Origin of the sequence: Pseudomonas sp. NFACC45, from assembly GCF_900113505.1 — a bacterium.
GTDB lineage: Bacteria > Pseudomonadota > Gammaproteobacteria > Pseudomonadales > Pseudomonadaceae > Aquipseudomonas > Aquipseudomonas tehranensis.
The window spans coordinates 374,296-386,208 of sequence record NZ_FOPO01000002.1; the positions used below are offsets into that span (position 1 = coordinate 374,296).

Sequence of the window (11,913 nt, forward strand, 5' to 3'; positions counted from 1 at the left end):
CGCACTTGGTGTGCGGCTCACCTGAGCGTCTGGAGTTACAGCGCCTGCGGAGCGCGAACTTTTCCTGTGCGCTGTCTTCGCATCAGCCAGTAGGCTGCCGGCAAGACCAGCATGGACATCAGCGGGGCGGTGATCATGCCGCCAACCATGGGGGCGGCGATACGTTTCATCACCTCTGAGCCCGCTCCACCGCCCCAGAGAATGGGCAGCAGGCCGGCGATGATCACGGCAACCGTCATCACCTTGGGACGAACGCGCAGCACCGCGCCTTCACGAATGGCCTCAAGCAGGGCCGGATCACCGCTGCGCCCGGCATCCAGCCGAGCATGCCAGGCGTTCTTCAGATACAACAGCATGATCACCCCGAACTCGGCCGAGACGCCGGCCAGGGCGATGAAACCCACCCCAGTGGCCACCGACAAGTTGAAGCCGAACCAGTAGAGCAGCCAGATGCCGCCAGACAGGGCGAAGGGCAGGGTGGCCATGATCAGCAGGGCCTCACTGAAGCGGTTGAAGGTCAGGTAGAGCAGCACGAAGATAATCAACAAGGTCGCCGGCACCACCCAGGCCAGCCGCGCATTGGCACGCTCCAGGAACTCGAACTGTCCGGAGTAGGAGACGGTCATGCCAGCGTCGTGTTGTACCCGCTCAGCTACGCGTTGCTGCAGCTCGTGCACGGTCGATGCCAGGTCGCGTCCACGGACATCGACATAGACCCAACCGGACAGACGCCCGTTCTCGCTGCGAAGCATCGGCGGCCCTTCGGTCAGACTAACCTGGGCGACGGTGCCCAAGGTGATCTGCTGGCCGACTGGGGTGAGGATCGGCATACGCCGTAGCGCCTGCGGACTGTCCCGCCACTCCTTGGGATAGCGCAGGTTGATCGGGAAGCGGGCGAGCCCCTCAACTGTCTCGCCGATATTGCTGCCGCCGATTGCGCCCGATACCACCGCCTGCACGTCGGCGATGCTCAGGCCATAGCGTGCCGCGGCCAGTCGATCGATCTGGATATCCACATAGCGCCCCCCGGTAAGGCGTTCTGCCAATGCCGAACTCACCCCAGGCACCTCTTTGGCCACCGCCTCGATATCGCGAGTAATGCGTTCGATATCGACCAGGGAGGTTCCGGAGACCTTCACGCCGATGGGGCTCTTGATCCCCGTAGCCAGCATGTCGATGCGGTTGCGTATTGGCGGCACCCAGATGTTGGACAGCCCTGGGACTTTCACGGCGCGATCCAGCTCCTCAATCAGCTTCTCCGGCGTCATACCCACGCGCCATTGCTCGCGCGGCTTGAACTGCACGGTGGTCTCAAACATTTCCAGCGGCGCCGGATCGGTAGCCGTCTCCGCTCGCCCGGCCTTGCCGAACACCCGGGCCACCTCCGGCACCGTGAGGATCATGCGGTTGGTTTGCTGCAGCAGTTGGGTTGCCTTGCTCGCCAGCAAGCCGGGCAGTGCCGAAGGCATGTACAACAGATCGCCTTCGTCCATGGGCGGCAGGAACTCTCCTCCGAGTCTGCTGAGGGGCCAGAGACTAGACACAAAGACCAGCACGGCCAGCGCCAGCGTCACCTTGGGCCAGGCCAGCACCCACTCCAGCACCGGCCGGTATGCGCCGATCAGCCAGCGGTTCAAGGGGTTCTGCTGTTCGCTGGGGATATGCCCACGAATCCAGTAGCCCATCAGCACCGGTACGAGGGTGACCGAGAGGCCGGCAGCGGCGGCCATGGCATAGGTCTTGGTAAAGGCCAGTGGGCCAAACAGGCGTCCTTCCTGGGCTTCCAGGGTAAAGACCGGGAGGAACGATAAGGTGATGATCAGCAGGCTGAAGAAGAGTGCCGGTCCGACTTCGGCCGCGGCTTCGCCGATAACTCGCCAGTGTGCCTCACCCTGGAGCGGCTCATTGGGGTGTCGTGCCTTCCAGGCCTCGATGTGCTTGTGTGCATTCTCGATCATCACCACGGCGGCATCGACCATGGCGCCGATGGCAATGGCGATACCGCCGAGCGACATGATGTTGGCGTTGACGCCCTGGTAGCGCATGACGATGAAGGCCATCAGGATACCCAGGGGCAGGGTGATGATCGCGACCAGCGACGAGCGCAGGTGCCAGAGAAAGATCAGGCAAACCAAGGCAACCACCACGAACTCTTCCAGCAGCTTGTAGCTGAGGTTGTCGATGGCACGGTCGATCAGTTGCGAACGGTCATAGGTAGTAACCACCTCGACGCCGGTCGGCAGGCTGGATTTTAGGCTGTCCAGCTTGGTCTTCACGGCAGCGATGGTGTCCCGGGCATTCTTGCCGGAGCGCAGGATGACCACGCCACCGACCACTTCCCCCTGGCCGTCCAATTCGGCAATGCCGCGACGCATCTCTGGCCCCAGTTGAATGGTGGCCACCTGGCCTAGCAGAACCGGAATTCCGCTTGCCGAAGCCCGCAGCGGCACATTGCGAAAATCATCCAGGCTCTCCAAATAGCCCGAAGCCCTCACCATGTACTCGCGCTCTGCCAGTTCCATTATGGCGCCGCCGGTTTCCTGGTTGGCGCTCTTCAGCGCCGCTTCGACCTCCTGCTGAGTGACCCCATAAGCCACCAACTTTTGCGGATCGAGCAGCACTTGGTATTGCTTGACCATGCCGCCGAGGGTGGCCACTTCGGCTACGTTGGGCAGGCTCTTGAGTTCGTATTTGAGGAACCAGTCCTGCAGTGCCCGTAGCTGGGCAAGATCATGCTGGCCGCTGCGGTCGACCAGGGCGTACTGGTAGATCCAGCCTACGCCGGTGGCATCCGGGCCCAGAGTGGTGGTGACACCCTCCGGCAGGCGTTCCTGGGCCTGATTGAGGTACTCCAGCACGCGCGAGCGCGCCCAGTAGAGATCGGTATCGTCTTCAAACAGCACATAGACGAAGGAGTCGCCGAAGAAGGAGTAGCCGCGCACCGTCTTCGCCCCCGGGACCGATAGCATGGTGGTGGCCAGTGGATAGGTCACCTGGTTCTCGACGATCTGCGGTGCCTGGCCGGGAAAGCTGGTTCTGATAATGACCTGGGTGTCTGAGAGATCCGGCAACGCGTCCACCGGCGTGTTGCGCAACGACCAGATCCCTAAAGCGGTGATGAACAGGGTCGCCAGCAGTACCAGGAAGCGGTTGCCTATCGACCAGTGGATCAGGCGCGCGATCATGGCTGCTCTCCTTGCTTGTCGAGCCGCTCTGCATTGTTCTGCTCGACATGGCGGGCCATGACCCCCTGAAGGCTGGCCTCCGAGTCGATCAGGAACTGGCCGGAGGTAACGACCGACTGCCCTTCCTCAAGACCGGACAAAACCTCCAGACGCCCATTGGCCTCGCGGCCCAAGGTTATTTCCAGGGGGCGGTAGCGTCCATTGGCTTCGGCCAGCATCACCAGCGCACGCTTTCCGGTGCGAATCACGGCTTCACTCGGGACTAGTAGCGCGGGATGCCCGGCTTCGCTGCTCAGGTGCACGGCGGCGAACATGCCGGGGCGCAATTTACCGGCGGGATTGGGTAACTCGCTGCGTACCGTGAGCGTACGCGTCTGCGGGTCGGCACTCGGTAGCAAGGCAACGACACGACCTTGCAGAGGCTGTTCCGGGAAGGCGGTCAGGGTGGCGGCGACGCTAGCGCCAAGCTGAACCGCCCCAGCTTGATCTTCGGGGATTGCTGCATCGAGCCAGACCGTGGACAGCCCGTTGATCCGTGCCAGATCCTGGCCGGCTGCAACGGTCATCCCGGCACGCACGTCCAAGACCTGTAGCTCACCGGCGATAGGCGTGGTGATGGTCTGAACCGCCCGTGGCTGGCCGCTGCGACGAACCTGCTCGACCAACGCTTGAGGCATGCCCAGCAGGCGCAGGCGCTCCTGGGCTGCACTTATCAAGCGCGTGTCAGCAGTACGCAACACCGCCAGGAACTCCAACTGGGCGGCAGACCATTCGGGAATCAGCAGGTCGACGAGGGGCGTACCGGCGGGCAGTACATCGCCAGGGGCATGTCCGTAAGCCCGTTCGACGAACCCACCAGATCGGGCCTGCAGCTTCGCCACCTCGCGCTGGTTGTAGGCCAGGGAACCGACGGCCTCGATACCCGAAGGCAGCACACCGCGAATCACTGGTGCGGTGCGCATTCCGAGGTTTTGCACGGCTTGAGCGGGCACGCTCAGGGTCGAGGAGTCCTGCCCAGCACCTGCGTACTTGGGGACAAGCTCCATATCCATGAAGGGTGACTTGCCCGGTTTATCGAAGCGCTGGTCAGGTTGCATCGGGTCATACCAGTAGAGCACTTTGCGCTCATCCGTCGGTGCGGGAGTTGACATGACCTCATGTTTGGCCGGCCTCTCGGCCAGCCAGTAGCCACCGCCTGCCGCGGCAATGCCCATGGCCAGCAAGGCCGCGGAAAAACCTAATGCTGAAATCTTCATTGCAGGCCCTCCACATAGGCGTAGTACAAGCTCGCGGAGAGCTGACTCAGCTTGCGCTGCTGTTCGATCTGGCGCAGCTGAGCCTCGATCAGCTCGCGCTGAGCGGTGATGACGGATGCCAGCTGACTGTTGTCGGCCTGATAGGCGGCCAGTTCGAGATCGGCACGTTTGCTCGCCAGAGGGATCAAGGTTTTCTCGGTACGCGCCAGCGCTCTGCGTAGTTGCTCCAACTCGGCAAGGCCGCTTTCCAGCTCAGCCTGATGGACGCGCAGCAGCACTTCCTGCTCGGCTTCCATCTGCGACACACTCTGTTGCTTGGCGTTGATCTTGGGGCCCTGACGTGTTCCGACGAACAACGGTAGGTCGAAGGTAAACTGCACCATCACCATGTCGCCAAACTGGTTGTCGCGGTTGTTGTAGGCAAACTCTACGCCCCAGTCGGGAGTTTTCTCGGCTACAGCCTCATTCAACTCTGCGCTGGCCTCGCCAACCCGGGCAGATGCCGCACGCAAGTCGGGATGCTGAGCCAAACGATGCTGCAGTTGCGGGACGTCCATGCTCAGGCTGGGTGTGCCTCCCGCCAGAAGCTGATCAGCTTCGTTGCCTATCCAGCGGCGTAGCTTGGCCCGAGCAATCGCCACGTCGCGATTCAGTTCATCCCGCCGATCCTGCAAAGCCAAAGCTTCCTGGTCGGCCTGCAGCAGTTCGCCAGGCTGAGCGCTGCCGCCGGCGATCAGCGATTGCACCGTCGAGCGGAGCATCTCGATCTGCCGGTCCAGTTGATCGAAGAGGCCAACACTGTGCTCGGCGTAGTACACATCCAGCCAGCTCAATGCCGTCTGGCGTTTGACCTCAAGCTGCATGGCGCGCTGCTCGGCCTCGGCCCGGACAACGGAGGCCTCGGCCAACTGGCGACGGGCCTGGCGTTTGTCGCCATTAGGAACCTCTTGCATGAGTCCAATGCGGCGCATGGTCATCGAGTCCCGATTCAGGGCGTAACGATCAGGCCCCTCGATGGGCAGGTTGTCGATGCCGAGAATCAGCTTGGGATCGGGCAGGGCGTCCGCGGGCCCTACGGCCTGCTGTGCCGAGGCGACCCGTGCTTGTCGTGCAAGGTTCTCAGGTGCGCGCTGTTCGGCGAGTGCCTGCGCTCGTTCGAAGGTCAGGGGCTGCGCCTGCGCGGCAACCCAAGGTACTGCCCAGAATGCGGCAGCTAACACACCGAGATAGCCTCGGCGTGGGAAAAGGAAAGCGGACATGCTTTCGCCTCCAATGCGATTGATCGGGGTCGCTACCACGAAACTTGGCCGCGACGATGCGCCTGACTTTAAGGCGCGGGATGATCACTGCATTAGACGAAACGAGGAGGGCGCCAGAGTCCTGCGGGCTCTCGCTTAATCACCGACTGGGTCAGCAATATCTCGGGGCGTGAGGGGAGAGGGGATATGCTCTTGATCACGGTGGTCTGGAGAAGTCCTCCGGTCTTGCATTCCTGGCCGGATTTGCAGGGGGACTTACTGGCCACCCCATCAGACTTGTCCATTTGTTCGCAGCACGGAGCATCGGCCGTTGCATGGCCCTGATGATCGGCGCTCTGCATCGGGCAAGGTGGTGCTGGCATGCTGAAAGCCATACCGCCGAAGGTCGGCAGCACGAGGCTAGCAATCATTACCAGGATCAATCCAATCCGACGCACAGCAATTCACCAGGAGGGGCGATAGGGCGACGATAGCAGATTGCTCCGAGGCATGAACGCTCCTTTTGACGATAACAGCACTTCGTTGATTTGGATCACATAGACCTTCTAATCTCGCAGCGCGACTCTATGAGAATCACACTTTCACGTTTCGCTAGTGGATGAGATATCCAGTTGCCTATAGAGATCCGTCGTTTCTTCAACGGGTGAGGAATCACAGCAGTTTGAAGTTGTACTCAAGGACAAAGTAAATGCGGTCGATGTCCGCCCCGCCTTGTGCTTCGTTCGCCCGATGAGAAACGTGGGTGAAATGCACTAAAAGATCTTTCGCCGGCCCGGACTGGACGGTGTAGCTTAGATCAATGTCGCGCTCCCAGTGCTTCCCGCCTTTGCCTTGCTGAGGGCCATACTCCTGTTCGCTAGGATCAAAAGGGAAGTAAGCCCCTCCTTGCGGTGCATGAGTACCGTCGATATCACGTCCAGTCACATACCGTGACATGAACTTGAGCCCAGGAAATCCCATGGATGCGAAATCCAGGTCGTAGCGGGCTTGGTAGGAAAGCTCATGGGGGCCATTGAAATCGGCGAACTTGATGGCGTTGGCTAGGTATATGGAGTCGCCCCCTACGAAATCGAAAGGCGTGTCACCATGATTTTTTTGGACCGCCAGGGTAAAGGCTTGGTTGCCAATATTGTGTTTGGCAGAAAGGCTATAAGCTGTTGTGTTGATGCCTCCCGCAACTGAGCGCCCGTAGTCAATCGTATGGTAGATGTTGAAATCTACAAACGTATCCCAGCGACGGGCATACACGTTCGCGTAATACTGTCTCCAAGTGTCTGTTAGCTGGGATGAATACAGCCTGGCGCCTAGGTTCTTGTTGGGCGTGAAGTCAGCCCCAACGAAGCTGATTGAGCCCATATCGGTGTTAACGCCATACCCGGCAAAATCCCCTTTAGAAGAGGAGGAATCCTGGTTTTTGAACGCCGTGAATTTGCCACCGACCAAGTGTATGCCCGTAAGCTCGTCACTTTCTAAGAGCCATCCCGTTGCGTATTCGGGTTGCAGACGTTTGTCGGAAGTGTCGAAGACTGGGGTTTCTACTTCCATCTCGCCGAACTTGATAAAGGTCTGCGAGAGGCGAGTCTTGATCACGCCGCCGCCGTCGCTGAAGTTTTGTGCGGACTCTCCATCACTGTCGACGGGTAAAAGCCCGGTTCCTGAGTGTCCCTTACCGCCATCGAGTTTTTGCCCGACAAAAGCATGCACATCCATACCAAAACCAAATGTTCCGGGCGTGAAGCCTGACTCAAACGTCGTGATGAAGCCCTGTGCCCATTCTCGCTGGTAATTTTTCGCGGCGTTTTCGGAGCGGTTATCATTGTTTAAGAAGAAATTTCGGCTGATAACGTTGAGCGTTGCATCCTCTAGAAAGTCCGAGGTTCTGGGCTCTGTCGAGTCTGCTGCCATAACCTTTCCAACACACAACAGGCACCAGCAAAGCACCGGGTTCTTCATGGTGTACCTCCGAATAGAGGTAACCTCAGGGGCTCGCTTAGGCGGTCGAGGATCAGTTGCTCAACCAGGTTTTCCCGCCAAGGCGTGAGGCCACTTGTAGTGGTCTTTCGCGTTTGTGTGGCTGACGCGCGGGCGACGTTGTGCTGAACGTGGGCCATAATAATGTCCTTGAAACGATGGGAATGCGCCAGCGCATTACACGAAGGGTCAGCACCACCTCCTTTGGATAAACAGGTATGCGCAGAGGGTTTCATTCTTGGTGGCAGGGTCGTGGCTTGCGAGTTAAATGTTGTTAATTCCACTCACCCAAGGCGATAGACACCATCTCGGGAGCAGTCAGCAGTCAGCAGTCAGCAGTCAGCAGTCAGCAGTCAGCAGTCAGCAGTGTCCAGGGGACGAGGGGACGAGGGGACGAGGGGACGAGGGGTGCAGGTGACACTATGAGCAAACACCTCTACTACACACGCTGTTTAACATAATATACATTATGCGTATCATTGCAGTGCGTCATCAGAGGCAGTGCCCATCAGATTTCAATGGGCAAAACCCCTCTCAATATCAAACCTGGGCAAAACCTCCATCCACGAACATTTCGCTGCCGGTCATGAAGCTGCTTTCATCTGACGCCAGGAACAACGCCGCTGCTGCGACTTCTTCGGGCTGACCAATTCGACTCAGCGGCAACTGTGCGGTCATGTCTTCAATGATCGCGTCTTTCTGGCCGGTGCCGGCAAGCGCCATGTCCAGCCCCGGTGTCGAGATCGGCCCGGGTGAAAGTACGTTGACGCGAATACCGGTGCCTTTCAGATCCAGCGCCCAGCTCCTGGCGAAGTTACGCAGCGCGGCCTTTGTGGCGCTGTACACACTGAATGCCGGCGTGCCCATGCTGCCTGTGGTCGAGCCGGTGACGATTATCGAGCTGCCTGCGTGCATCAGTGGCAGCGCTTTTTGCACGGTGAACAGTGTGCCTTTGACGTTGATGCCGAATGTGCGATCAAACGACTCTTCGGTGATTGATCCGATGGGTTGGAAATCGCCAAGGCCGGCATTGGCAAACAGCACATCTATGCGGCCTTTGGCAGCTTTGACCTGGGTGAAGATACGATCCAGATCGTCCAGATTCGAAATGTCACCCTGGATGGCAATAGCCTCAGGGCCGATCTGGTGTAACGCCTTGTCCAGTTCTTCCTGCCGGCGTCCCACGATAACCACCTGCGCGCCTTCCGCTGCAAAACGAATGGCACTGGCCAGGCCGATGCCGCTGTTGCCGCCGGTAATCACTGCAATTTTTCCGTTAAGCCTGCTCATGGTTAACTCCCAAGAATGTTGAGGCCCAACTCTAGATCCAGGCTATTCTTTTGAATAGTATGCACCTTTTAGTAAGTACCCCCCTTGGAGCTTCAGACCATGGTCAACAACAGCTTTAATTGCGGACTCGAAGCCGCCCTGTCCGTCATTGGCGGCAAATGGAAACCCTTGGTCTTGTATAACCTGGCGAAAAATGTTCACCGGTACGGCGAACTGAGACGTGCGATCGGCGGCGTGACCGATAAGGTGCTGATCCAACAGCTCAAGGAGCTGGAACGCGATGAAATAATTGCACGCATCGACTTCCATGAAATACCACCCAAGGTCGAGTATTCCCTCACGCCTTTCGGGCAATCCCTGGCGACTGCGCTGGGCGGGCTGTGCACATGGGGCACGGAACATATGCAGACGGTCGAGCGCATCAGCGCACGTCGCACGTCTGCCCTTGCCCATTCTTGAACCCCTGCTCATGAACCTAACTAAACTGAATAGTCATTTAGTTTAGTTATCAGGACACAGGCTCGCTCCGAGGTCGAGAACTACCAGCGCGTTCGCAAAGTCATGCCGACGCTGCGCGGGTCGCCTGTAAGCACTCCGTAATCACCTGCGCCAAGCCGGGCGTAAACCGCGGTGATGTAGTTCTTGTCGAACAGATTGCGCGCCCACAGTTCGGCTTCCCAACGCCTGTTGCTGCGGCGCAGTCCAAGACGCAGGTTGGTCAGCCCGTAGGATGGCTGATAGCTGCCCGGGCCACCTTCGAGCGTGCCGTAGTAACCGCTGCGGAATTTGTAGTCCAGGGCGCTGAACAGCTCCAGGCCATGCTCCAGTGGGTAGCGATAGTCGATTCCGGTATTGGCGTTCCACTCTGGGGCGTTGAACACGCGTTGACCTCCCAAGTCGCAGGACCACTGCGCGCTGGTTGGCGAGCACGGCGCGTTGGGAAAATCACGGTAGCGTGCGTCACTCCAGGCGATCCCCAGCCTCAAGTCAACCCGTTCGCTGGCACGTAGCTGCGCGTCCAGTTCGATCCCGCGCAGGCGCACTTTGCCGACATTGATCAGGTTGTCGCGGATCGGCGGCGAAAACTGGTTCGCCGGCGCACGGTTGGTCAATGCCTGGTAGTCGTCGACATCGGCCTGGTACACAGCCAGATCGAGCACGCCGCGTTCGTTCCAGAAGCTGCGCTTGAGACCCACTTCGACCGAAGTGACCCGCTCCGCATCGAATGTCGATGAGACATTGGGGCCGATTACGTCGAGATTGATCCCACCGGCCTTGTAACCGCGCGACCAACTGGCATAGCCGAGCAGGTCATCGGCAAACTGGTAGCTGAACGTCAATTGCCCGGAAAGGTTGCTCTCCTCGATCGCATCACGTCGGTAGTACTCGCCGCCGAGCGCGACGCTGCGCAGCAACGGGCCCGCCAACTGCGAGATCAGGTCCGGACCCAGTGGCGACAACCCCGAAACGCTGCGCGACAGCCAACCCTGCTTGCGCTCGCGGGTGTAACGCAGCCCTGGTGTGATCGCTAGACGGTCCGTGGCATGCCAGGTGAGTTGACCGAACACGGCGCGGCTGTCGGTGCGCTGCTGACCGTCGAAGTCCTGCTGCGCGCCATCGAGCAACGACGGGGCAATCATTCCGGGCGTAATGCCCAGCCAGTCGATTTCCGGTCGATCCCCCAGAAAATAAGCGGCCGCGTCCTCGCCGAAACGCACGCCCACCTCGCGGTTCAACTTCTGCCGCAAATAATAAAGGCCCACCACGTAGTCGAAGTGTTCGTTGGGTGAATCGGCCAGGCGCAACTCCTGGCTGAATTGATGCTGATCGAGTTTCACGGCGGCGCTTTCGGCCACCGACAGCGGCATGCCATCGCCGTCCTGGTCAGCATCATAGGTCCAGTCCCGGTAACCGCTGATGCTGGTCAGCGTGGCGCCGCTGTCGAGCAGCCAGTTCAACTCCAGCGTTGTGCCGGTCTGCAGCGTCTTCACCGTGCTCGGTTCGTCTTGCTGCACGCGACGCGCATAAGGGTCTACAGGCAGTTGGCGGTAGCCAACGAAGGCGGCTCGATCGATGCTCGTCTGGCTGTAGTTGCTGGCCGCAAAGGCGTTGCCCTGCTCGTCCTGCCAACCATACTCACCGATCAGCCGCGCGCTGAACGTTTCGCTCGGCGTCCACAGCAACTGACCCCGTAGGCCCTGGCGGTTCTGGTCACCCAGGTGGCTGCCGTCGTAAGTGTTCTCGATGAGGCCATCGCGCTCTACGTCGTAGCCGGTCAGGCGCCCCGCCAACACACCATCGATCAGCGCGCCTGAAACCGTACCGCGATACTGACGCAGGCCATCACTGCCCACCGACACCTCGCCATTGCCCTGCGGCTCGAAGGTGGGCGCGCGGCTGCTGATGTTGATCGCACCCGCCGTGGTGTTCTTGCCATACAAGGTGCCCTGTGGCCCCCGCAACACCTCGACCCGCTCGATGTCGACCAGGTCGACCAGCGACATGCCCTGGCGCCCGAGGTAAACCCCATCGAGAAACACCCCGACACTGCCGTCCAGACCATCGTTGTAGGAGCTCGAACCGAGTCCGCGAATACCGTAGCTGGCATAGCGCGCACTGGGCACGGCTACCAACAGACTCGGCACGCGCTGCTGCAGGTCCTCGGTACGATAGATGCCGGCATCGTTCAATTGCTCGCCATTGAGCACGTTCATGGCAATCGGCACTGCCTGCACGCGCTCCTCGCGGTGGCGGGCAGTGACCTTCACCTCGTCGAGCACCAAGACGGAAGGCCGGCCAGGCTCAGCCTGTTCAGCACCAGGATCCTGATCATCAGCCTGTGCCCCACTCAGATAGAACCAACATACAACATGAAACAGGCATCCATAACGCACTCTGGGTTCAATCATCCTGGACACAGCAAACCTCTGATAGCGAACTGACATGTATCAT

7 protein-coding genes are annotated in these 11,913 nt (G+C 59.7%); 1 reads left to right on the top strand and 6 read right to left on the bottom strand.

Annotation, left to right across the window (positions count from 1 at the left end; genetic code table 11):
* Positions 1 to 35: 35 nt before the first annotated feature.
* The 5 genes from BM132_RS04545 to BM132_RS04575 form a co-directional block, all read right to left on the bottom strand.
* Positions 36 to 3,185, bottom strand: a complete 3,150-nt coding sequence (locus tag BM132_RS04545; protein ID WP_092453584.1) for an efflux RND transporter permease subunit — start codon at positions 3,183 to 3,185, stop codon at positions 36 to 38.
* Entirely contained in the window at positions 3,182 to 4,441 is a 1,260-nt protein-coding gene (locus tag BM132_RS04550) for an efflux RND transporter periplasmic adaptor subunit (RefSeq protein WP_092453586.1), read from the bottom strand. The genes BM132_RS04545 and BM132_RS04550 overlap by 4 nt, the downstream gene beginning before the upstream one ends.
* On the bottom strand, positions 4,438 to 5,700 hold the full coding sequence (locus BM132_RS04555; protein ID WP_092453588.1) for a TolC family protein: 1,263 nt from the start codon (positions 5,698 to 5,700) through the stop codon (positions 4,438 to 4,440). Before BM132_RS04555 ends, BM132_RS04550 begins: the two co-directional genes overlap by 4 nt.
* A gap of 651 nt (positions 5,701 to 6,351) precedes the next feature.
* The gene (locus BM132_RS04565; protein ID WP_092453590.1) at positions 6,352 to 7,653 is read right to left on the bottom strand and encodes an OprD family porin; all 1,302 of its coding nucleotides are present in this window, start codon (positions 7,651 to 7,653) and stop codon (positions 6,352 to 6,354) included.
* A 558-nt stretch (positions 7,654 to 8,211) separates the two neighbouring features.
* Positions 8,212 to 8,961, bottom strand: a complete 750-nt coding sequence (locus BM132_RS04575; protein ID WP_092398324.1) for an SDR family NAD(P)-dependent oxidoreductase — start codon at positions 8,959 to 8,961, stop codon at positions 8,212 to 8,214.
* Positions 8,962 to 9,060: 99 nt separating this feature from the next.
* Here BM132_RS04575 and BM132_RS04580 point away from each other — a divergent pair, with 99 nt between their 5' ends.
* Positions 9,061 to 9,420: a winged helix-turn-helix transcriptional regulator gene (locus BM132_RS04580; RefSeq protein ID WP_092453593.1), complete on the top strand. Its 360-nt coding sequence runs from the start codon at positions 9,061 to 9,063 to the stop codon at positions 9,418 to 9,420.
* Between the two features lie 80 nt (positions 9,421 to 9,500).
* Here BM132_RS04580 and BM132_RS04585 read toward each other — a convergent pair whose 3' ends face one another.
* Positions 9,501 to 11,729: a TonB-dependent receptor gene (locus BM132_RS04585; protein WP_256244129.1), complete on the bottom strand. Its 2,229-nt coding sequence runs from the start codon at positions 11,727 to 11,729 to the stop codon at positions 9,501 to 9,503.
* Between the last annotated feature and the right edge of the window lie 184 nt (positions 11,730 to 11,913).

Bases quoted from the DNA above. Each gene is read 5' to 3' on its own strand.
- BM132_RS04545 (WP_092453584.1), bottom strand. From the start codon at position 3,185: ATGATCGCGCGCCTGATCCACTGGTCGATAGGCAACCGCTTCCTGGTA.
- BM132_RS04550 (WP_092453586.1), bottom strand. From the start codon at position 4,441: ATGAAGATTTCAGCATTAGGTTTTTCCGCGGCCTTGCTGGCCATGGGC.
- BM132_RS04555 (WP_092453588.1), bottom strand. From the start codon at position 5,700: ATGTCCGCTTTCCTTTTCCCACGCCGAGGCTATCTCGGTGTGTTAGCT.
- BM132_RS04565 (WP_092453590.1), bottom strand. From the start codon at position 7,653: ATGAAGAACCCGGTGCTTTGCTGGTGCCTGTTGTGTGTTGGAAAGGTT.
- BM132_RS04575 (WP_092398324.1), bottom strand. From the start codon at position 8,961: ATGAGCAGGCTTAACGGAAAAATTGCAGTGATTACCGGCGGCAACAGC.
- BM132_RS04580 (WP_092453593.1), top strand. From the start codon at position 9,061: ATGGTCAACAACAGCTTTAATTGCGGACTCGAAGCCGCCCTGTCCGTC.